Below are 21,983 nucleotides of genomic sequence, written 5' to 3' on the forward strand. Positions count from 1 at the left end.
CTTTTCTGCTGTGCATAAAAAACCGGTCACAAGGACCGGTTTTTTTATGAAGAAAAAACTTATGCACGTTTTTCCGAATTTTATGAGCTTCAGAAATATGTAAGTAAATCAGCTTGTTATGATGCAAAAAAGCCAATTCGCCAACAAAGCGTACACAGGTTATCCACAGATGCTCAAACTGCCGGCGTCTCCACCACTACCGGTTCCGGAGGCAGGGAGCCCATGGCCCTTTGCTGCGCTTCATTCCACGCCGCAGCGCGGTCGTTCAGGGCGGCGATGGCACGTGGCCCTTCGCCCTCTGCGTACATCGGTTCGCCGATCACCACGGTGATAGTGCCCGGGCGTTTGGCCCAGCCAGTCTTGGGCCAGAACTTGCCGGCGTTATGCGCAATTGGCAGCACAGGCAGGTTGGCGTTGACCGCCAAGGCGGTACCACCGCGTGAGAACTTGCCCACCGTGCCGTAGGGCACCCGCGTGCCCTCAGGGAAGATCAGCACCCAGACGCCGTCCTTGAGCAACTCATCGCCCTTCTTGGCGACATGCTTGAGCGCAGCCTTGGGGTTGTCACGATCGATGGCGATCGGTCGCAACATGGCCATGGCCCAGCCGAAGAACGGCACATACAGCAACTCGCGCTTGAGCACCTGGCTCAACGGCGAGAAGTACGCCGAGAGGAAGAACGTCTCCCAGGTGCTCTGGTGGTTGGAGAGAATCACGCACGGTTGATCAGGGACGTTTTCAGCGCCCTTGACCTCGAAACGAATGTTCAGGAACACCTTGCTCAGCCACAACGCGCAGCGGCACCAGTAGACGTTGATAAAGCGATAGCGCGCCTTGAAGGGCAGGAACGGTGCAATAAAAAAGCTCAGGGTGCACCAGAGAAACGAACTGGTGCCCAGCAGCAGGTAAAAGAAAAAGGTTCTGATGGCCTGCAAGATCGACATGGCGGCATTTACCGTTGCGGGACACGGCCCGCCTGTTAAAAGCGCACTCCCGAACAGTCCTTGGTCAGGAAGTCGAGGGCGGCTAGTTGTTGATAAGTTCTGCGGCAACGGCCGCCAGATCGTCAAAAATCAAGGTGCCTACCGGCAGGTTTTTAGCCTGGGTCTTTTCGCCTTTCCCGGTTTTAACCAAAACTGGCTGAGAGTCGACGGCTTTGGCCGCCTCCAGGTCACCGAGGCTGTCCCCGACGAACCATATCCCAGCCAAGGGCACCTTGTAATGTTCTGCAATAATTTTCAACATGCCAGGCTTGGGCTTGCGGCAATCGCAGCCCTCATCCGGCCCGTGGGGGCAGTAAACCACCAGCCCCACCTCACCGCCCTGTCCGGCCACTAACGCGCGCAAACGCGCGTGCATGGCCTCCAGGGTCGCGATGTCGTAGTAACCGCGGGCGATGCCGGACTGGTTGGTGGCGATGGCTACCGTCCAGCCGGCTTTGCTCAACTGCGCGATGGCCTTGATCGAACCGGGCAGCGGGATCCACTCCTCCACCGACTTGATGTAAGCGTCGGAGTCGTAGTTGATCACCCCGTCCCGATCGAGAATCAGCAGTTTCAACATGGTCAGCCCAGTACGGAGATGTCGGCGATATTGATGAACAAGCCACGCAGGCGCGCGAGCATGGCGTAGCGGTTTTTGCGCACGCCAGCATCGTCGGCATTGATCATCACCGCTTCGAAGAACGCATCCACCGGCTCACGCAAAGACGCCAGGCGCGCCAACGCTTGCGCGTAGTCACGCTCAGCGATCAGCGGCTTCACGGCGTTCTCGGCCTTGGCAATGGCCGAGTTCAGCGAGAACTCCTTGGCATCGGCAAACAGGCCCGGGTCGACTTCAGCAGTGCCGAGGTTGTCGGCCTTGCTCAGCAGGTTCGACACGCGCTTGTTCACGGCGGCCAGGGCATCGGCTTCCGGCAGCTTGCGGAACGCTTGCACGGCTTGTACACGCTGGTCGAAGTCCAGCGCCGAGCCCGGTTGCAGCGCACGTACCGACAGGTAGACGGAAACGTCCACGCCTTCGTCTTCATAACGCGCACGCAGGCGGTCGAACACGAACTCCAGCACTTGCTCGGCCAGGCCGGCTTGCTTGACCTTGGTGCCGAACTGGCCGACGGCGAATACCACGGCCTGGGTCAGGTCGAGGTCCAGCTTCTTGTCGATCAGGATGCGTAGCACGCCCAAGGCAGCACGGCGCAGGGCATACGGGTCTTTGCTGCCGGTGGGCAGCATGCCGATACCGAAGATACCCACGAGGGTGTCCAGCTTGTCGGCAATGGCCACGGCCGCACCGGTCAGGGTGCTCGGCAGTTCTGCACCGGCACCGCGCGGCATGTACTGCTCGTTCAGGGCCAGGGCGACATCATCCGGCTCGCCGTCGTTGAGGGCGTAGTAGTAACCCGCCACGCCTTGCATCTCTGGGAACTCGCCGACCATTTCGGTGGCCAGGTCGCACTTGGACAGCAAGCCGGCACGGGCGGCCCAGGCTGCGTCGCCGCCAATACGTGGGGCAATGTAGGCCGCCAGCTTGGAAACACGCACGGCCTTGTCATAGACGCTGCCGAGTTTTTCCTGGAACACCACGTTCTGAAGGCGCAGGTTGAAGTCTTCCAGCTTCTGCTTCTTGTCTTGCTTGAAGAAGAACTCGGCGTCGGTCAGGCGCGGGCGCACGACTTTTTCGTTACCGGCGATGATCTGCTGTGGGTCTTTGCTTTCAATGTTGGCCACGGTGATAAAACGCGGCAACAACTTACCGTCCACGTCCAGCAGGCAGAAGTACTTCTGGTTGTCCTGCATGGTGGTGATCAAGGCTTCTTGCGGCACGTCGAGGAAACGCTCTTCGAACGAGCACACCAGCGGCACCGGCCATTCCACCAGGGCGGTCACTTCGTCGAGCAGGCTTGGCGGCACGATGGCGGTGCCTTCCTGCAGGCGGGCCAGTTCTTCGGTGCGCTTGCTGATCAGCTCGCGACGCTCATTGGCGTCGGCCAGCACATAAGCAGCGCGCAGGTCGTTGAGGTAATTGGCCGGCGAAGTGATGCGCACGCTTTCTGGATGATGGAAGCGGTGACCACGGGAATCACGTCCAGCCTTCTGGGCGAGGATGGTGCAATCGATGACCTGGTCACCGAGCAGCATCACCAGCCATTGGGTTGGGCGCACGAACTCTTCCTTGCGCGCACCCCAGCGCATGCGCTTGGGGATAGGCAGGTCGTTCAGGGAATCTTCAACGATGGTCGGCAACAGGCTGGCGGTCGGCTTGCCGGTGATGACCTGGCTGAAACGCAGTTTCGGGCCGCTCTGGTCGATCTCGCTCAGCTCTACGCCACATTTTTTGGCAAAGCCAAGGGCGGCTTGTGTCGGGTTGCCGTCGGCATCGAAAGCTGCCTGGCGCGGTGGGCCGTCCAGGTTGATGCTGCGGTCCGGCTGCTGGGTTTCCAGCGCGGTCAGCAGCACAGCCAGGCGGCGCGGCGCGGCGTAGACTTTTTTGGCTTCAAACTTCAGGCCAGCGGTCTGCAGGCCTTTTTCGATACCGGCCAGGAATGCATCGGCCAGGGTATTGAGGGCCTTGGGTGGCAGCTCTTCGGTGCCCAGTTCAACCAGGAAATCTTGAGCACTCATTGTGCAGCCTCCAGCTTAGCCAACACTTCATCACGCAGGTCCGGGGTTGCCATCGGGAAGCCCAGCTTGGCGCGGGCCAGCAGGTAGGCTTGGGCGACGGAACGCGCCAGGGTGCGCACACGCAGGATGTATTGCTGGCGCGCAGTAACCGAAATGGCACGGCGGGCATCCAGCAGGTTGAAGGTATGGGAGGCCTTCAACACCATTTCATAGCTTGGCAACGGCAGCGGCTGGTCGAGCTCGATCAGGCGCTTGGCTTCGCTTTCATAGAAGTCGAACAGTTCGAACAGTTTGTCGACGTTGGCGTGTTCGAAGTTGTAGGTGGACTGCTCCACCTCGTTCTGGTGGAACACATCGCCGTAGGTCACCTTGCCGAACGGGCCGTCAGCCCACACCAGGTCGTAGACCGAGTCCACGCCTTGCAGGTACATGGCCAGGCGCTCCAGGCCATAGGTGATTTCGCCGGTGACCGGGTAGCACTCGATGCCGCCGGCTTGCTGGAAGTAAGTGAACTGCGTCACTTCCATGCCATTGAGCCAGACTTCCCAGCCCAGGCCCCAGGCGCCCAGGGTTGGCGATTCCCAGTTGTCTTCGACGAAACGGATGTCGTGCACCAGTGGGTCCAGGCCCACATGTTTCAGCGAGCCCAGGTACAGCTCCTGGAAGTTGTCCGGGTTGGGCTTCAATACCACCTGGAACTGGTAGTAGTGCTGCAGACGGTTCGGGTTTTCGCCGTAGCGGCCGTCAGTCGGGCGGCGACTGGGCTGCACATAAGCGGCGTTCCAGGTTTCCGGGCCGATGGCCCGCAGGAATGTAGCGGTGTGGAAAGTGCCGGCGCCTACTTCCATATCGTAGGGCTGAAGTACCACACAACCTTGCTCGGCCCAGTATTGCTGGAGGGCGAGGATCAAGTCTTGGAAGGTACGCACGGCTGGCGTAGGCTGGCTCACGAAATTCACCTGTTACTTGGGCTGCGATTTAAAGAGCGGGAGTATACCCGATTCGGCCCCGCCACCACTCCCTGGAGCCTTATGCCACGCTGCTTTTGGTGTTCTGAAGATCCGCTGTACATGGCTTATCACGATCAAGAGTGGGGAACGCCGCTGCGCGATGCGCAGGGTTTGTTCGAGTTGCTTTTGCTCGAAGGGTTCCAGGCAGGCCTGTCCTGGATCACCGTTTTACGCAAACGCGAGCATTATCGAAAGGTGTTGTTCGGCTTTGACGCGCAGCGCCTGGCGCAATTGAGCGATGAAGAAATCGAGGTGCTGATGCAGGACCCGGGCATCGTGCGCAATCGCTTGAAGCTCAACGCTACTCGGCGCAACGCCGCGGCCTGGCTGGCGCTGGAGGATCCGGTGGGGTTGCTGTGGTCGTTTGTCGGCGGCAAACCCAAGGTCAATCACTTCAAGGATCGCAGCGACGTCCCGGCGATTACGCCCGAAGCCGAAGCCATGAGCAAAGCCTTGAAAAAGGCCGGCTTCACCTTCGTCGGGCCGACCATTTGCTACGCCTTCATGCAGGCCTCGGGCATGGTCATGGACCACACCCAAGACTGCGACCGTTACGCGGACTTGGTCAACGCCGGTTAGAATGCCGGCTTTGCGCACCACACACGATCAGGAGTGACCTGTGGAAAAGTTTAAAGGCGCCTTGCTGGTAGGCGCTCTTCGGTTATTTGCCCTGCTGCCCTGGCGCGCCGTACAAGCCGTCGGCACAGGGATCGGCTGGATCATGTGGAAAACCCCCAACCGTTCCCGCGATACGGTGCGGATCAACCTCTCCAAATGCTTCCCGGACATGGACCCGGCAGAGCGCGAGCGCCTGGTGGGCCGCAGCCTGATGGACATCGGCAAGTCCCTCACCGAAAGCGCCTGCGCGTGGATCTGGCCGGCGCAGCGCTCCATCGACCTGGTCCGCGAAGTCGAAGGCCTGGAAGTGCTGCACGAGGCCCTGGCTTCTGGCAAAGGCGTGGTAGGCATCACCAGCCACCTAGGCAACTGGGAAGTGTTGAACCACTTCTATTGCAGCCAGTGCAAACCGATCATTTTCTATCGCCCGCCCAAGCTCAAGGCCGTGGACGAATTGCTGCGCAAACAGCGCGTGCAGTTGGGCAACCGCGTGGCGGCCTCCACCAAGGAAGGCATTCTCAGTGTGATCAAGGAAGTGCGCAAAGGCGGCCAGGTGGGCATTCCTGCCGACCCGGAGCCGGCTGAGTCTGCCGGGATCTTCGTACCGTTTTTTGCCACCCAGGCGCTTACCAGCAAGTTCGTGCCGAACATGCTGGCGGGCCACAAGGCGGTGGGTGTGTTCCTGCATGCCCTGCGGCTGCCGGACGGCTCGGGCTACAAGGTGATCCTGGAAGCGGCGCCGGAGGACATGTACAGCACCGACACCGCGACGTCCTGTGCGGCGATGAGCAAGGTAGTAGAGCGTTATGTCGGCGCTTACCCAAGCCAGTACATGTGGAGCATGAAACGCTTCAAGAAACGCCCACCGGGTGAGGCGCGGTGGTATTGATTCACTACTGACTTAAATTCGCTGCAAAACCAATGTGGGAGGGGACAGGCCTAATACCTGTAGGAGCGAGCTTGCTCGCGAAAAACCAATAGGCGCCGCGTTTATTCAGGAAGCACGCGTTATCGCTGAAGTTTTTCGCGAGCAAGCTCGCTCCTACAGGCAGCAGGCAAGCCCCCTCCCACATTTGAGTTCTGTATCAAGCCTGGCGATCGAGTTTCTTCAGGAACACTGCCATTTCTTTTTCGGCCTGTTTGTCGCCATGGGCCAACGCCGCTTCTATGCCTTTTTCCCAAGCGTGTCGTGCCCCAGCGTTATCACCCTGCCCCAATTGCGCCTTACCCAACAACTTCCACGCCGCCGAATACTTAGGATCGAACTCGACGCATCGCTGCAAATGCTCGGCCGCCTTGGCGTTGTCCTTCAGGTCCAGATAACCCTTGCCCAGGCCAAAGCGCAGCAGCGAATTGTCCGCGCCCTTGGCGAGCATTTTTTCCAGGGACTCCAGCATCGGTTCACTCCTTGATCAGAAAAAGCTCAACCCCACGTGGAACAGCTTCTCCACATCGCGGATATGTTTTTTATCCACAAGGAACAAAATCACATGGTCTCCGGTGGCGATCACCGTGTCGTCGTGGGCAATGATCACTTCTTCATCGCGAATGATCGCGCCAATGGTGGTGCCCGGCGGCAGGCCGATATCGCGGATGGCCTTGCCAATCACTTTGCTGGACTTCGAGTCACCGTGGGCAATCGCCTCGATGGCCTCCGCAGCACCCCGGCGCAACGAGTGCACACTGACAATGTCGCCACGGCGTACGTGGGCAAGCAAGGTGCCAATGGTCGCCAACTGCGGGCTGATGGCAATGTCGATATCGCCGCCCTGGATCAGGTCCACATAGGCCGGGTTGTTGATGATGGTCATCACCTTCTTTGCTCCCAACCGCTTGGCCAGCAAGGACGACATGATATTGGCTTCGTCATCGTTGGTCAGGGCCAGGAAGATGTCGGCGTCGGCGATGTTCTCTTCCATCAGCAGGTCACGGTCCGAGGCGCTGCCTTGCAGTACAACAGTGCTGTCGAGGGTGTCGGACAAATGCCGGCAACGCGTCGGGCTCATCTCGATGATCTTCACCTGGTAGCGGCTTTCGATGGCTTCGGCCAAACGCTCGCCGATCTGCCCACCGCCGGCGATGACGATACGTTTGTAGCTTTCGTCGAGCCTGCGCATTTCGCTCATGACCGCGCGAATGTTCGCCTTGGCGGCGATAAAAAACACTTCATCGTCAGCCTCGATCACCGTATCGCCCTGGGGCAGGATCGGCCGGTCACGGCGGAAAATCGCGGCCACGCGGGTTTCCACGTTCGGCATGTGCTCGCGCAGCTGGCGCAGTTGCTGGCCCACCAGCGGCCCGCCGTAATAAGCCTTCACGGCCACCAGTTGTGCTTTGCCTTCGGCGAAGTCGATCACCTGAAGCGCACCTGGAATTTCGATCAGGCGCTTGATGTAGTGGGTCACCACCTGTTCTGGGCTGATCAGTACGTCCACCGGAATGGCGTCGTTATCGAACAGACCGGCGCGGGTCAGGTACGCCGCTTCGCGTACCCGAGCGATCTTGGTCGGGGTGTGGAACAGGGTGTGGGCGACCTGGCAGGCGACCATGTTGGTCTCGTCGCTGTTGGTCACGGCCACCAGCATGTCGGCATCGTCGGCACCGGCCTGGCGCAGCACCGTCGGAAACGACGCGCGGCCTTGCACCGTACGGATGTCCAGACGGTCGCCCAGGTCGCGCAAACGCTCGGAATCGGTGTCGACCACGGTGATGTCGTTGGCTTCACCGGCCAAATGTTCGGCCAGCGTGCCACCGACCTGCCCTGCTCCAAGGATGATGATTTTCATCCGGTCACTCCCTTAAAACCATTCAGCCGCGCGCGGCGGCGATCTTGATCAGTTTGGCGTAGTAGAAGCCATCGTGCCCGCCTTCTTGGGCAAGCAGTTGGCGACCGTGGGGCTGCTTGATGCCGGCCGTGGTAGCGAGGTCCAGCTCACGCGCGCCGCTGGTGCGGGCGAGGAAGGCTTGGATGACCTCGGTATTTTCGGTGGGCAAGGTGGAGCAGGTGGCGTAAAGCAGGATGCCGCCGACTTCCAAGGTGGGCCAAAGCGCGTCGAGCAGTTCGCCTTGCAGCACCGCCAAGGCGGCGATGTCGTCGGGCTGGCGGGTCAGCTTGATGTCCGGATGACGGCGGATCACGCCGGTGGCCGAGCAAGGGGCGTCCAGCAGGATGCGCTGGAAGGGCTTGCCGTCCCACCAGGCGGCGGTGTCGCGGCCATCCGCGGCGATCAGCTCGGCGCTCAAGCCCAGGCGCGTGAGGTTTTCCCGCACGCGCACCAGGCGCTTGGCTTCAAGGTCCACCGCGACTACACCAGCCAGGTCTTTTTCCACTTCGAGGATGTGGCAGGTCTTACCGCCGGGCGCGCAGCAGGCATCGAGTACGCGCTGGCCGGGGGCGAGGTCGAGCAAGTCGGCGGCCAACTGCGCGGCTTCGTCCTGCACACTGATCCAACCTTCGGCAAAGCCCGGCAGGCTACGCACATCGGCAGCCGCTTCGAGCACGATGCCGTCCGTGCTGTATATACAGGGCGTGGCGTTGATGCCAGCGTCCGCCAGTAACTGCAAATACGCGTCACGGCTGTGGTGACGACGGTTGACCCGTAGGATCATCGGCGGGTGCGCGTTGTTGGCTGCGCAGATGGCTTCCCATTGCTCAGGCCAAAAGGCCTTCAGGGATTTTTGCAGCCAACGCGGGTGGGCGGTGCGCACCACCGGATCATGTTCCAGCTCGGCCAGCAGGGCTTCGCTTTCGCGCTGGGCGCGGCGCAGCACGGCATTGAGCAGGGCCTTGGCCCAGGGCTTTTTCAACTTGTCGGCGCAACCGACGGTTTCACCGATGGCCGCGTGGGCGGGCACGCGGGTGTAGAGCAATTGGTAGAGACCCACTAGCAACAGCGCCTCGACATCCGCGTCCGCCGCTTTGAACGGTTTTTGCAGCAGCTTGGCGGCCAGCGCAGACAACCGTGGCTGCCAACGGGCGGTGCCAAAGGCCAGGTCCTGGGTAAACCCCCGGTCGCGGTCTTCAACTTTATCCAACTGCGTCGGCAGCGAACTGTTCAGCGAAGCCTTGCCGTTGAGGACGGCGGCAAGAGCCTTGGCGGCGGCCAGACGTGGGTTCATTGAGTGACCACCCCAAGCGTGGTGCCCAAGGCGAATTTCTCACGACGGCTATTGAACAAATCGCTGAAGTTCAGCGCCTTGCCGCCGGGCAATTGCAGACGCGTCAGGCACAGCGCCTGTTCACCGCAAGCCACCAACAGACCGTCTTTGCTGGCGCCGATGATCTCGCCGGGAGCGCCTGTGCCATCGGCCAGGGTCGCGGCCAACACTTTCAAGGCTTCGCCGTTGAGGGTGCTGTGACAGATCGGCCATGGGTTGAAGGCACGTACCAGGCGCTCCAGCTCCAGGGCTGGGCGGCTCCAGTCAATGCGCGCTTCGTCCTTGTTCAGCTTGTGGGCGTAGGTGGCCAGGCTGTCGTCTTGGATTTCGCCTTGCAGGGTGCCGGCAGCGAGGCCGGCGATGGCCTGGATCACAGCGGGCGGGCCTAGCTCAGCGAGGCGGTCGTGCAGGCTGCCGCCGGTGTCTTGGGCGGTGATCGGCGTGGTGACCTTGAGCAGCATCGGCCCAGTATCCAGGCCGGCTTCCATGCGCATCACGGTCACGCCGCTCTCGCTGTCGCCTGCTTCAACGGCGCGTTGAATCGGCGCCGCACCGCGCCAGCGTGGCAGCAGTGAAGCGTGGCTGTTGATGCAACCCAGGCGCGGGATATCCAGCACAGCCTGGGGCAGGATCAAGCCGTAGGCCACCACCACCAGCAGGTCCGGCTTCAGCGCGGCCAGTTCGGCCTGGGCCTCGGCGTTACGCAGGGTCGGCGGCTGCAGCACAGGAATGTTGTGCTCCAGCGCCAACTGCTTGACCGCACTCGGCATCAGTTTTTGCCCGCGACCGGCCGGGCGATCCGGCTGGGTGTACACCGCGACGAGGTCATAAGGGCTGGCAAGCAGCGCCTTGAGGTGTTCGGCGGCAAATTCAGGAGTGCCGGCAAAAACAATGCGCAATGGCTCGGTCATGGGAGTTCTCGGTTAAAAACAGTCACAAAAGAAAAAGGCTTGCCGCAGCAAGCCTTTGGAAGAAGGGCATCAGGCTTGCTGGCGATGCTTTTTTTCCAGCTTCTTCTTGATGCGGTCACGCTTGAGCGTGGACAGGTAATCGACGAACAGCTTGCCGTTGAGGTGGTCGCATTCATGCTGGATGCACACCGCCAGCAGGCCTTCGGCAATCAGCTCGAAAGGCTTGCCGTCACGGTCCAGCGCCTTGATCTTCACGCGTAGCGGGCGTTCCACATTCTCGTAGAACTCCGGCACCGACAGGCAGCCTTCCTGGTATTCGCCCATCTCTTCGGTCAGCGGTTCGAACTCAGGGTTGATGTACACCCGAGGTTCGCTGCGGTCTTCCGACAGGTCCATGACCACGACGCGCAGATGCACGTTGACCTGGGTCGCGGCGAGGCCGATGCCCGGGGCTTCATACATTGTTTCAAACATGTCATCGACCAACTGACGAACCTTGTCGTCCACTACGGCCACCGGCTTGGCGATCGTGCGCAGGCGCGAGTCGGGAAATTCGAGGATGTTCAAAATAGCCATAAGCGTAATTGCTGCACATGTGAGGAAGAGACAAATCGGCGGTGGGATGGACCCATACGGCCGGTGTGAAACGCTCGGAAGCCGCGAAGGCCATGGCATTTCACGCGAACGCACATAATAAAGGAGATTCACCCCATGAGGAAATCGCTACTCGTCTTGCTGCTGTGGGCTCCGTTCGCCACGGCATTGATTGTGCAACCCACTGAGCGTCTGGATCAGGCCGCGCAACAGGCCATCCAGCATTTTTTACTGCACAACCGTATTTTTGACTCCCCCCAGGACCTGGACAACGCGCCTTACATTATTGCGGCGCAAGGCGGGCGCGTTCTGGGTGCCAACGACGAGCGTGTGCATGCGCGCGGGCATCTGGACCCGGCCCAGCCAAGCTACGGGATATTTCGGCGGGGCAAGGCCTACACCGACCCCCATACCCAAGAGCTGTTGGGCATCAATGCCGACGACATCGGCACTGCGCGCTTTGTGCTTGCCGACAGCCTCACCACCCTGGCAGTGCAACGGGTGACCCAGGAAATTCGCCCAGGCGACCGTTTGTTGCGCGCCGAGCCTCCCGTTGCTTTGGCCAGCCTGGAACCCTGCAAACCTGCACCCTTGATTACAGGGCATATCATCGACATCCCCAAGGGCGTCACGCAGATTGGCGTGCTCGACGCTGTGACCCTCAACAAGGGCCGCCGCGATGGCTTGGTGGAAGGCCAACTGCTCACAGTGATCAAGGCTGGCGCCATCGTGCGAGACACCCTCACCGGCACGCCCACTCCCCTCCCGGATGAGCGAGCCGGCACCCTGCTGGTGTTTCGCACCTATGAAAAGCTCAGCTATGCCCTGGTGCTCAGTGCTTCACGGTCGTTGGCCGTGCAAGACCGTTTCGAGACGGCTGATCAAGCGCAATAAATAGCCTGCTAAATAAGTTACCAACAGAGTTATCCACAGCTTGTTCCGGTCAAGGATGATCATATGAATCCGATAAACAGTAGCGATATTTCCCCGGCAGAGCTGGAAGCCCGGCTACGCTTGCACAGGCTGCCAGAACTGGGGCCCAAGCGTTTTCACGTGTTGATCGATGCCTTTGGTTGCGCTTCCAAGGCCCTGAGTGCTCCCGCCAGTGCCTGGCGTTCCCTCGGTTTGCCCGCCATCAGCGCAGAGGCCCGACGTAGCCCCAAAGTCCGTGACGGTGCCAGTGAGGCGTTGGCCTGGCTGGCTCGCCCGGCCCAGCATTTGCTGATGTGGGACCACCCGGATTACCCGGCGTTGCTCGCGCAGATCGACGATGCGCCGCCGTTGTTATTCGTTGCGGGCGACCCCGATATTCTGGAAAAACCACAGTTGGCCATGGTCGGTAGCCGGCGTGCCTCGCGCCCGGGCATGGACACGGCAGCGGCCTTTTCCCGCAGCCTGGCGAGCGCCGGTTTTGTCATCACCAGTGGGCTGGCGGTGGGCATTGATGGCGCGGCGCACCAGGCGGCATTGGACGTGGGCGGCCATACCATCGGCGTGCTTGGCACTGGCCTGGAAAATTTTTATCCACAGCGCCATCGCAAGCTTGCTGCGGCGATGATCGCCCAAGGCAGCGCCGTGGTTTCCGAGTTTCCGCTGGATACCGCGCCCCAGGCCGGTAATTTCCCACGGCGCAACCGGATCATCAGCGGGTTGTCGTTAGGCGTACTGGTGGTGGAGGCCAGTATCGCCAGCGGCTCGCTGATCACCGCACGCCTGGCGGCGGAGCAAGGGCGCGAGGTGTACGCGATTCCGGGTTCCATTCACCACCCCGCCGCCAAAGGCTGTCATCAACTGATCCGTGATGGCGCGGTGTTGGTGGAAACCATCGAGCACATACTTGAAGGCTTGCGTGGTTGGCAGCGGTTGTCCCATGCGGCACCGGTGCCCGTAACCCATCCGCTGGTGGCGCTACTGCACGCGGCACCGCATAGCAGCGAAGCCTTGGCGATTGCCAGCGGTCGGCCGTTGTCACAAGTACTGGCCACCCTGACGGAGCTGGAGTTGGAGGGCCAGGTGATTTGCGAAAGCGGGCGCTGGCTGGCGCGGTGTCCGCTTTGGTAGTGGCCCGTTTTTGGCGCTAGGTTTTGTAACGAAGATCGGTAAACTGCCCAGAGCTTTAGTCCGGAGAGTTAACAATGGTCAACAGGTGGCGTGTGCTGGAAGCCGCACGGGAAATTCGCGCAGGCGCAGTGATCGCCTATCCGACCGAAGCGGTCTGGGGCCTGGGCTGCGACCCGTGGAACGAAGAAGCAGTGGATCGGCTGTTGGCGATCAAGAACCGCTCGGTCGACAAAGGCCTGATCCTGGTGGCGGACAATATTCGTCAGTTCGACTTTCTGTTTGAGGATTTCCCGGACACGTGGGTCGAACGCATGGCCAGCACCTGGCCAGGGCCGAATACCTGGCTGGTGCCCCATCAAGACTTGCTGCCCGAATGGGTCACGGGTGTGCACGACACCGTAGCGCTGCGGGTCAGTGATCATCCGTTGGTGAGAGATTTGTGCGCCGAGGTCGGCCCGTTGATTTCCACCTCGGCCAACCCTCAGGGCCGCCCGGCAGCCCGCACGCGCATTCGCGTGGAGCAGTATTTTCGCGGGCAAGTGGACCTGGTGTTGGGCGGCGCCTTGGGTGGGCGCAAGAACCCGAGCCTGATTCGGGATCTGGTGACGGGTGATGTGGTGCGCCCCTCGTAGGTGCAGCTCGTTCCCACGCTCTGCGTGGGAACGCCGCATTGGACGCTCTGGGTCCGCTTGTGACGCAGAGCGTCACGGTATGCATTCCCACGCAGAGCGTGGGTACGATCTTAAGGCAGCAGGATGGTCGATCCAGTCGTGCGCCGCCCCGACAACTCCGTCTGCGCTTTGGCCGCCTCTGCCAGCGAGTAGCGCTGGTTGATATCAATGCGTACCTTGCCACTCTTGATCATCGAAAACAGATCGTCCGCCATCGCCTGCAGGTTCGCCGGATTGTTTGCATAGGTCGCCAAAGTCGGCCGGGTGACGTACAGCGAACCCTTCGCCGACAGAATCCCCAGGTTCACCCCATCCACCGCACCCGACGCGTTGCCGAAGCTCACCACCAGACCCCGTGGCGCCACGCTGTCGAGTGAGGTCAGCCAGGTGTCCTTGCCGACGCCGTCGTACACCACCGGGCATTTCTTGCCGTCAGTTAATTCCAGTACGCGTTGTGCGACATCTTCCTTGCTGTAGTCGATGGTTTCCCAGGCGCCGAGGGATTTGGCCAGGGCGGCTTTTTCCGGCGAACTGACCGTGCCGATCAACTTCACCCCCAGAGCCTTGGCCCATTGGCAGGCCAGGGAACCCACGCCACCGGCGGCGGCGTGGAACAAAATGGTTTCACCGCCTTTGAGCTCATAGGTCTGGCGCAGCAGGTACTGCACGGTCAGGCCTTTGAGCATGGCACCGGCGGCCTGTTCAAAGCTGATCTCATCCGGCAGGTGCACCAGGTTGGCGGCGGGCAACACGTGCGACTCGCTGTAGGCACCCAGCGGGCCGCTGCCGTAGGCCACACGGTCGCCGACTTTGAATTGGCTGACTTCACTGCCAACGGCATCGACTACGCCAGCACCTTCCGCACCCAGACCCGATGGCAGGGCCGGCGGCGCATAGAGGCCACTGCGGAAGTAGGTGTCGATGAAGTTCAGGCCGATCGCCTCGTTGCGCACCCGAACCTGCTGTGGGCCAGGTTCCGCTGGCGTGTAGTCCACATATTCAAGTACGTCGGGGCCGCCATGGGCGCTGAACTGGATACGTTTGGCCATCTGCACTTCTCCTTGGGTTCGAATCTGCGTAGCCCCCTATCGGACTCCTAAGCTTGATCTTCGTCAACTGCCGCGCACCTAAGTGCAGTGGCATCTAAGCGCAGTGGTATCCTGTGCGCCCATTTGCCGCCGACGCCCCATGGGCCTCGCGTAGCTTTGCCCGATTCAAGGTGATGCCATGACTACCCGCACCGAGGCCGTTAAAGCCTACCTGCTTGACCTGCAAGACCGCATTTGCAGCGCCCTGGAAACCTTCGAGACGGACACTCGCTTTATCGAAGACGCCTGGACCCGGCCAGCCGGCGGTGGCGGTCGCACCCGTGTGATGGAAAACGGTTCGGTGATCGAAAAAGGCGGCGTCAACTTTTCCCACGTGTTCGGCAGCGGTTTACCACCGTCTGCCAGTGCCCATCGCCCCGAGCTGGCCGGCCGTGGGTTTGAAGCGCTTGGCGTGTCACTGGTGATCCATCCGCATAACCCGCATGTACCGACTTCCCACGCCAATGTGCGGTTTTTCATCGCTGAAAAAGAAGGCGAAGAGCCGGTGTGGTGGTTCGGGGGTGGCTTCGATCTCACCCCGTATTACGGCAATGAAGAAGACTGCATTCACTGGCACCGCGTGGCCGAGCAGGCCTGTGCACCGTTTGGCCCGGACGTGTACTCCCGCTACAAGGCCTGGTGTGACACCTACTTCCACATCAAACATCGCAACGAGCCCCGTGGCATCGGTGGGTTGTTCTTCGATGACTTGAACGAGTGGGGCTTCGACACCTGCTTCGCCTTCATCCGCGCCATCGGCGATGCCTACATCGACGCCTACCTGCCGATTGTGCAGCGTCGCAAGGCCATGGCGTACACCGAGCAACAGCGCCAGTTCCAGGAGTTCCGCCGGGGCCGCTACGTTGAGTTCAACCTGGTCTATGACCGTGGCACGCTGTTCGGCCTGCAATCGGGCGGGCGTACGGAGTCGATCCTGATGTCGCTGCCACCCCAGGTACGCTGGAGCTACGACTGGAAGGCCGAAGCCGGCAGCGAAGAGGCGCGCCTCACCGACTACTTCCTGCAAGACCGTGACTGGCTCGGCGTTGCCGCGCCCAAGGCGGCGGTGTGATGGACCGTTATGTCGTGTTCGGTAACCCCATCGGCCACAGCAAGTCGCCGTTGATTCACCGTCTGTTTGCCGCCCAGACCGGCGAACAACTGGACTACAGCACGATGCTCGCGCCGTTGGAGGACTTCACCGCCTGTGCCCGAGAGTTTTTCCAACAGGGCCGGGGCGCCAACGTGACCGTGCCGTTCAAGGAAGAGGCCTATCGCCTGGCCAATACCCTGACCGAACGAGCCCAGCGCGCCGGTGCCGTGAACACCTTGAGCAAACTGGCTGACGGCACCTTGTTGGGCGACAACACCGACGGCGCGGGCCTGGTGCGCGATTTGACGGTCAATGCCGGGCTGGCCCTGCAAGGCAAACGCATTCTGTTATTGGGCGCCGGTGGCGCGGTACGCGGTGCGCTGGAGCCGTTGCTGGCGCAGCAACCCTCGTCGTTGATCATCGCCAACCGCACCGTGGAAAAAGCCGAGTTACTGGCTGAGCTGTTCGATGACCTGGGCCCGGTGTCTGCCAGTGGCTTCGACTGGTTGCGTGAGCCGGTGGACGTGATCATCAATGCCACGTCGGCCAGCCTGTCAGGCGATGTACCGCCGATTGCCGGCAGCCTGATCGAGTCGGGCAAGACCTTCTGCTACGACATGATGTACGCCAAGCAACCCACTGCATTCTGCCGCTGGGCGAGCGAGCAAGGCGCGGCGGTGGCGATGGATGGCCTGGGCATGCTGGTGGAACAAGCGGCGGAAGCCTTCTTGCTGTGGCGTGGTGTGCGGCCGGATTCGGCGCCGGTACTGGCCGAACTGCGCCGGCAATTGGCCTGATTCCACACTCTGATGTGGGCACCGTTAATGTGGGAGCTGGCTTGCCTGCGACAGCAATAGGTCAGTTACCCATGTGCTGGCTGACCCACCGCTATCGCAGGCAAGCCAGCTCCCACAGTTTTGATCGGGTTCAGTCTTCAAAGTCGATGGGGCAGTTATCTGGCCCGTCGAGCTTTTTCAGCTCATCAACCACCTGCGGCCTGGCCCCACGCAACGTCAAGCTACGCCCCAACCCCGCCAATCGGCGCGCCTCCTGATGCAGCATCTCCACCCCGGAATAGTCGATAAAGTTGATCTGCTGCGCCTCGATCACCACCCGCTCGCCCTGCAAGCGCTGCAGGCGCACTTGCAGGTAATGGCTGGCGCCAAAAAAGATCGAGCCGCCCACCCGCAACACATCCGCCTCACCGTCGCGCCAGTGTTGAACCCGTGGCTGCGACGTGCGCTTGAGGTAGAAAAACAGCGACGCCAGCACCCCGGCATAGATGGCCGTTTGCAGCTCCAACAATAAGGTGGCGACGCAGGTCAGGCTCATCACCACGAATTCGGCACGGCTGACCCGGAACAGCGCGCGAATGCCGCGGTGGTCCACCAGCCCCCAGCAAATCAGCAGGATGCTCGCCGCCATGCTCGGGATCGGAATATGCGCGATCAACGCTGCGCCAAATAACGCGAATAACGCCACCCACAGGGCCGAAAACACCCCCGCCAGCGGCGAACAGGCGCCCGCCTCGTAACTGAGGCCCGAGCGGGTGAATGATCCGGCTGACAGGTAGCCGGAAAAAAATCCGCCGACGATGTTGGATAAACCCTGGGCGCGAACTTCCTGGTTGGCGTCGAGCAGTTGTTGCGAGCGGGCCGACAGCGAGCGGGCAATCGACAGGCTGGTCACCAACCCCAGCATGCCCACAGCCACGGCACTGGGCAGCAGGCGCAGCACCAGGTCCAGGTCCATCGGCAACGGGCTGAACGGCGGCAGTTTGCCGATGAACGAACTGACCCGTGCCACATGCCCGAACATCGCCGGCCACAACCATGCCACCAGGCTGCCCAGCACCAAGGCTATCAACAGTGTGGGCCAGCGTGGCACCAGGTACTTGAGCAACATGCCTGCCAGCAACGTCCCCAGCCCCAGGGCCAGGGATGCCTGATCCCACTCGCCACGATGATCGATCAGCGCCAGTAGACCGTTGATGGCCGTGGCCTGGCTGGGCAAATCCAACCCGAGCAGGTTGGGCAGTTGCCCCAGGGCAATCACCACAGCGGCGCCCAGGGTGAAACCCAGCACCACCGAATGGGAGACAAAGTTCACCAGGGCGCCGAAGCGCAGCAGGCCGAGCAACCACTGGAATACGCCCGCGAGGAGGGTCAGCAACAGAATAAGGGTGATGTAGTCCTGGGAGCCGGGCACGGCCAATGGGCTGACGCTGGCGTAAAGCACGATGGAGATGGCGGCCGTGGGCCCGCAGATCAGGTGCCAGGACGAGCCCCACAGGCAAGCGATCAATACCGGAATGATGGCGGCGTAGAGCCCGTATTCGGGTGGGAGACCTGCGATCAATGCGTAGGCAATTGACTGCGGCAGCGCAAGCACCGCGCCGCTGAGGCCGACGATGGCATCCCGGCCGACGCTGGCGCGGGTTTGGCGCGGCAGCCAGCGCAGGAAGGGCAAGAGTGTATGGCGGGTGGGCCGGGGCATCGCAGGCTCGGGTAAAGGGTTTTGGCAAGAGTATCAATATGCATGGGTACGTGTGGGAGCTGGGTTGCCTGCGATGCTGGCGCCTCGGTGCGACAGGCATACCGGGGTGATGCTATCGCAGGCAAGCCAGCTCCCACAGGGGGCAGCGGCAAGCGTCAGAGTTTGGCCTTTACCGCCGGCAACGCCTCCTGGCCATCCAGGGTTTTCACGCCCTCCAGCCACTGGTCCAGCACCGCCGGGTTGGCCTTGATCCACGCCTTCGCCGCCTGCGCATTGCTGACCTTGTTGTTGGCCACGTCGGCCATGATGCTGTTCTCCATGGCCTGGGTGAAACTCAGGTTGGTCAGCAGTTTCCCGACATTGGGGCAGGCTTGTGCGTAACCCTTGCGGGTCAGGGTATACACGCTGCCGGTAGCGCCAAAGTACTGCTCGCCGCCTTTGAGGTAACGCATTTTCAGTTGCACGTTCATCGGGTGTGGGGTCCAGCCGAGGAAGGTGATGAAACGCTGTTTCTTCACCGCTCGCGAGACCTCTGCGAGCATCGCTTGTTCGCTGGACTCGATCAGCTTCCATTGCCCCAGGTCGAAGTCATTTTTCTTGATGATCTCCTGCAAGGAGATATTGGCCGGCGCGCCGGAGCCAATGCCGTAGATCTTCTTGTCGAACTTGTCGGCAAACTTGTTCAGGTCGGCGAAGTCATGCACCCCGGCTTCCCACACATAGTCCGGCACCGCGAGGGTGAACTCGGTGCCCTCCAGGTTCTTCGCCAGTTGCACCACATCGCCGTTGGCCACGAACTTGTCGTAGAAGCCTTGCTGCGCCGGCATCCAGTTGCCGAGGAAGACATCCACCTGGCCGTCTTTCAGCCCGCCGAAGGTGATCGGCACCGCCAAGGTGTCGACCTTGGGTTGGTAGCCCATGCCCGTCAGCAAGAAACTGGTGATGGCGTTGGTGGCGGCAATGTCGCTCCAGCCTGGATCGGCCATCTTCACCGTTTCGCAGCGAGTGTCTGCGTACACCTGGGCGCTGCTGAGCACCACCAAACTCAGTACCACGGTCAACTTTTGCATGGCCTTCCCTCTGTCTACTTATTGGTTTTGGCAGGGTTGTGGAAAACGTGCCTTGCGCTCCAGGTCATCAAGGTCGATATGGTTGCGCATGTACTGCTGACTGGCGTCTACCAGTGGCTGGTGATCCCAGCTCTTGAGTTTGCCTTGGGTCAGCGCTTCAAACACCAGGCGGCGACGGCGTTGGCTGGCGAGCACCTGTTGATGGATCGCCGGGATGTCCCATTTAGCCCGCGCTTCACGCAAGAACGCCTCGAACAACGGACGATGTTCGGCGCACTGGCTGAGGTTTTCCTGCTCGCGCGGGTCGTTGTGCACATCGAACAACAAGCAAGGGTCGTCTTCGCTGTAGATGAATTTGTAGGCGCCCCGGCGAATCATCATCAACGGGCTTATGGTGCCTTCGGCCATGTATTCGCCAAACACTTCGTCATGCCCGCCCTGCCCTTGCAAGTGCGGGACCAGTGAGCGGCCGTCCAGCGGCAAGTGCGGGTCCAGTTCGCCACCGGCCAATTCCACCAGGGTCGGCAACAAGTCGGCGGTCGACACGGCCTGGGTGACGCGGCCAGCGGCGAACTGCCCCGGCGCACTGACCAGCAGCGGCACGCGGGCGGCCATTTCAAACCAGTGCATTTTGTACCAGAGGCCGCGCTCGCCAAGCATGTCGCCGTGGTCGCCGGAGAAAATGATCAGGGTGTCGGCGGCCAGGCCGGTGTCTTCCAGGGTCTGCAGCAGCTTGCCGACGTTGCCGTCGATGTAGCTGCAGGCGCCGAAGTAGGCGCGGCGGGCGTCGCGGATCTTATCCACCGGCAGCGGTTTGTCCCACAAGTCATAGACCTTGAGCAGCCGCTGGGAATGCGGGTCAAGGTCGGCCTGGGGCGGCGTCGCGGGCATTGGAATCTCGGTGTCGGCGTACAGGTCCCAGAACGGCTTGGGAATGGTGTACGGGTCGTGGGGATGGGTCATCGACACGGTCAGGCAGAACGGCTGGTCGCCCTCCTCGCGGATGTGATCAAACAGATATTGCTGAGCCTTGAACACCACCTCTTCGTCGAAATCCAGCTGGTTGGTGCGCACGCACGGGCCGGCTTGCAGTACCGAGGACATGTTGTGATACCAGGTAGGGCGTACGTCTGGTTCGTCCCAGTTCACCGCCCAGCCATAGTCGGCGGGGTAGATGTCGCTGGTCAGGCGTTCCTCATAGCCGTGCAACTGGTCGGGGCCGCAGAAGTGCATCTTGCCCGACAGCGCAGTGCGGTAGCCGAGGCGACGCAGGTAGTGGGCATAGGTCGGTACATCGGCGGGGAAATCGGCGGCGTTGTCGTAGGCGCCGATCTTGCTCGGCAATTGGCCACTTACCAAGGTGAAGCGCGACGGTGCGCACAATGGGCTGTTGCAATAGGCGGCGTCGAACACCACACCTTGTGCCGCCAGGCGGCTGAGGTTGGGCAGCTTGATCGGGGAAGGCCCGTAGAACGGCAGCATCGGCGCGGCCATCTGATCGGCCATGATGAAAAGAATGTTCTTGCGCTTCATGGTTTCTCGGCATTCCATAGGCGGTGTTTATGCGAATGAGCATGCGGTCCATCAATACATGGGTAAAGCCCATGCGCGGCAATGACTAGGATAAGTTGAGCTTATGTATGAAGCGCTGGGTGACCTCTCTCTCGATTTGCTGCGCGCCTTTGAGGCAGCGGCACGCCATCGCAGTTTCACCGCTGCCGCGATGGAACTGGGCACCACCCAACCGGCGGTCAGCCAGCAGATCAAACGCCTCGAAGAGCAACTGGCGATCCGCCTGTTTGACCGCATTTATCGCGGCATTGAACTGACCGACGCTGGCGCCCTGCTGTTCGAGCATGTGCAAGGCGGCCTGCAGAACATCAACCAGGGCCTCGGCGCCATTACTCAACAAAGCCAGCATGAAGTGCTGCAAGTCGCCACTGACTTCGCCTTCGCTGCCTACTGGCTGATGCCGCGCCTGCATCGCTTCCACCAGGCCAACCCGCAGGTGGATGTCAGCCTGGTCACCAGTGAGCGCAACCACGCCACTCTGCGCAGCGATATTGATGTGGCGGTGTTGTTCGGCGATGGCCGTTTCAAGCAGGGCGAGAGCCTGTGGTTGTTCAATGAGGAGGTGTTTCCGGTGTGCAGCCCGCAGTGGCTCAAGGAGCAAGCTGCGCCCCTGACGGTGCAGACCTTGCAAGGCTGCCCGTTGCTGCACCTGCGCCAGGAAAACAACAGCCAGTGGTTCGACTGGAACGGCGTATTCCGCGAACTGGGTATCACCGCTGCGCCGACCCCTGGGCAATTGCGCTTCGACAACTACACCTTGCTGATCCAGGCCGCGATTGCCGGCCAGGGTGTCGCCATCGGCTGGCGCCACCTGGTGGATAACCTGCTGGAGCAGAATTGGTTGTGCCGACCGATCAGCCCCACGGTGACGTCGCGATTTGGCTATTACGTGGTGCAGCCCCAGCGCAAACGCCGTGGTCAGTTGGTGGACCGCTTTGTCGAGTGGCTGGTGGCGGAACAGGCCAGCAGTGCGCAGTCGTTGACCGGGCTGGCCCTGCCGTCGATTGCGGTCTAGGATCGG

The 21,983-nt window shown here is 61.3% G+C and carries 20 protein-coding genes and 1 pseudogene; 8 read left to right on the plus strand and 13 right to left on the minus strand.

Annotation, left to right across the window (positions count from 1 at the left end; genetic code table 11):
- Positions 1-173: 173 nt before the first annotated feature.
- The 4 genes and pseudogenes from TX24_RS15575 to glyQ form a co-directional block, all read right to left on the minus strand.
- Positions 174-944, minus strand: a complete 771-nt coding sequence (locus TX24_RS15575; RefSeq protein ID WP_003187258.1) for a lysophospholipid acyltransferase family protein — start codon at positions 942-944, stop codon at positions 174-176.
- 82 nt (positions 945-1,026) lie between these two features.
- Positions 1,027-1,593, minus strand: a pseudogene (gmhB, locus tag TX24_RS15580) (D-glycero-beta-D-manno-heptose 1,7-bisphosphate 7-phosphatase); the annotation flags it as partial.
- Positions 1,566-3,620 (minus strand): glycine--tRNA ligase subunit beta, encoded by a 2,055-nt coding sequence (gene glyS, locus TX24_RS15585; RefSeq protein ID WP_003187261.1) that lies wholly within the window; start codon positions 3,618-3,620, stop codon positions 1,566-1,568. The gene glyS and the pseudogene gmhB, both read right to left, overlap by 28 nt.
- On the minus strand, positions 3,617-4,570 hold the full coding sequence (glyQ, locus tag TX24_RS15590) for a glycine--tRNA ligase subunit alpha (RefSeq protein WP_003187265.1): 954 nt from the start codon (positions 4,568-4,570) through the stop codon (positions 3,617-3,619). Before glyQ ends, glyS begins: the two co-directional genes overlap by 4 nt.
- A gap of 81 nt (positions 4,571-4,651) precedes the next feature.
- Between glyQ and TX24_RS15595 the strand changes: the two genes are divergently transcribed.
- Complete coding sequence (locus tag TX24_RS15595) at positions 4,652-5,209, plus strand: DNA-3-methyladenine glycosylase I (RefSeq protein WP_003187266.1); 558 nt, start codon at positions 4,652-4,654, stop codon at positions 5,207-5,209.
- 40 nt (positions 5,210-5,249) lie between these two features.
- A complete protein-coding gene (locus TX24_RS15600; protein WP_014716285.1) occupies positions 5,250-6,137 on the plus strand; it encodes a lysophospholipid acyltransferase in 888 nt (295 codons plus the stop codon).
- Between the two features lie 196 nt (positions 6,138-6,333).
- Here TX24_RS15600 and TX24_RS15605 read toward each other — a convergent pair whose 3' ends face one another.
- From TX24_RS15605 to def, 5 genes are all read right to left on the minus strand, one after another.
- On the minus strand, positions 6,334-6,645 hold the full coding sequence (locus TX24_RS15605; protein ID WP_057710639.1) for a tetratricopeptide repeat protein: 312 nt from the start codon (positions 6,643-6,645) through the stop codon (positions 6,334-6,336).
- Between the two features lie 15 nt (positions 6,646-6,660).
- Complete coding sequence (gene trkA / locus TX24_RS15610; RefSeq protein WP_003187270.1) at positions 6,661-8,034, minus strand: Trk system potassium transporter TrkA; 1,374 nt, start codon at positions 8,032-8,034, stop codon at positions 6,661-6,663.
- 22 nt (positions 8,035-8,056) lie between these two features.
- Positions 8,057-9,367 carry a 16S rRNA (cytosine(967)-C(5))-methyltransferase RsmB gene (rsmB, locus tag TX24_RS15615; protein WP_057710640.1) on the minus strand — a complete coding sequence of 437 codons (1,311 nt, stop codon included), beginning with the start codon at positions 9,365-9,367 and terminating at the stop codon, positions 8,057-8,059.
- Positions 9,364-10,317 carry a methionyl-tRNA formyltransferase gene (gene fmt, locus TX24_RS15620; protein ID WP_003187272.1) on the minus strand — a complete coding sequence of 318 codons (954 nt, stop codon included), beginning with the start codon at positions 10,315-10,317 and terminating at the stop codon, positions 9,364-9,366. The genes rsmB and fmt overlap by 4 nt, the downstream gene beginning before the upstream one ends.
- A 69-nt stretch (positions 10,318-10,386) precedes the next feature.
- Entirely contained in the window at positions 10,387-10,893 is a 507-nt protein-coding gene (gene def, locus TX24_RS15625) for a peptide deformylase (protein ID WP_003187273.1), read from the minus strand.
- 135 nt (positions 10,894-11,028) lie between these two features.
- Between def and TX24_RS15630 the strand changes: the two genes are divergently transcribed.
- The 3 genes from TX24_RS15630 to tsaC all read left to right on the plus strand — a co-directional run bounded on the left by TX24_RS15630 (position 11,029) and on the right by tsaC (position 13,604).
- The gene (locus TX24_RS15630) at positions 11,029-11,805 is read left to right on the plus strand and encodes a hypothetical protein (RefSeq protein ID WP_034134129.1); all 777 of its coding nucleotides are present in this window, start codon (positions 11,029-11,031) and stop codon (positions 11,803-11,805) included.
- Positions 11,806-11,868: 63 nt separating this feature from the next.
- On the plus strand, positions 11,869-12,972 hold the full coding sequence (gene dprA / locus TX24_RS15635; protein WP_003187277.1) for a DNA-processing protein DprA: 1,104 nt from the start codon (positions 11,869-11,871) through the stop codon (positions 12,970-12,972).
- Positions 12,973-13,046: 74 nt separating this feature from the next.
- Positions 13,047-13,604, plus strand: coding sequence for an L-threonylcarbamoyladenylate synthase type 1 TsaC (tsaC, locus tag TX24_RS15640; protein WP_003187278.1), 558 nt, complete (start codon positions 13,047-13,049; stop codon positions 13,602-13,604).
- 110 nt (positions 13,605-13,714) lie between these two features.
- Here tsaC and TX24_RS15645 read toward each other — a convergent pair whose 3' ends face one another.
- Complete coding sequence (locus tag TX24_RS15645) at positions 13,715-14,692, minus strand: quinone oxidoreductase family protein (RefSeq protein ID WP_034134131.1); 978 nt, start codon at positions 14,690-14,692, stop codon at positions 13,715-13,717.
- A gap of 178 nt (positions 14,693-14,870) precedes the next feature.
- Between TX24_RS15645 and hemF the strand changes: the two genes are divergently transcribed.
- Together hemF and aroE are read left to right on the plus strand one after the other, a co-directional pair.
- Positions 14,871-15,803 carry an oxygen-dependent coproporphyrinogen oxidase gene (gene hemF, locus TX24_RS15650; protein ID WP_014716294.1) on the plus strand — a complete coding sequence of 311 codons (933 nt, stop codon included), beginning with the start codon at positions 14,871-14,873 and terminating at the stop codon, positions 15,801-15,803.
- Positions 15,803-16,621, plus strand: a complete 819-nt coding sequence (gene aroE / locus TX24_RS15655; RefSeq protein ID WP_057710641.1) for a shikimate dehydrogenase — start codon at positions 15,803-15,805, stop codon at positions 16,619-16,621. Before hemF ends, aroE begins: the two co-directional genes overlap by 1 nt.
- A 130-nt stretch (positions 16,622-16,751) precedes the next feature.
- Here the strand turns inward: aroE and TX24_RS15660 are convergent, their stop codons facing one another.
- The 3 genes from TX24_RS15660 to betC form a co-directional block, all read right to left on the minus strand.
- Positions 16,752-18,320, minus strand: coding sequence for a SulP family inorganic anion transporter (locus TX24_RS15660; RefSeq protein ID WP_034134134.1), 1,569 nt, complete (start codon positions 18,318-18,320; stop codon positions 16,752-16,754).
- Between the two features lie 155 nt (positions 18,321-18,475).
- Positions 18,476-19,390 (minus strand): choline ABC transporter substrate-binding protein, encoded by a 915-nt coding sequence (gene choX / locus TX24_RS15665; protein ID WP_003187286.1) that lies wholly within the window; start codon positions 19,388-19,390, stop codon positions 18,476-18,478.
- An 18-nt stretch (positions 19,391-19,408) separates the two neighbouring features.
- Positions 19,409-20,923: a choline-sulfatase gene (gene betC / locus TX24_RS15670; protein ID WP_003187287.1), complete on the minus strand. Its 1,515-nt coding sequence runs from the start codon at positions 20,921-20,923 to the stop codon at positions 19,409-19,411.
- Positions 20,924-21,026: 103 nt separating this feature from the next.
- Between betC and TX24_RS15675 the strand changes: the two genes are divergently transcribed.
- The gene (locus TX24_RS15675) at positions 21,027-21,977 is read left to right on the plus strand and encodes a choline sulfate utilization transcriptional regulator (protein ID WP_003187289.1); all 951 of its coding nucleotides are present in this window, start codon (positions 21,027-21,029) and stop codon (positions 21,975-21,977) included.
- The last annotated feature ends 6 nt before the right edge of the window (positions 21,978-21,983 follow it).

It is taken from the genome of Pseudomonas lactis (genome assembly GCF_001439845.1).
GTDB classification, from domain to species: domain Bacteria; phylum Pseudomonadota; class Gammaproteobacteria; order Pseudomonadales; family Pseudomonadaceae; genus Aquipseudomonas; species Aquipseudomonas lactis.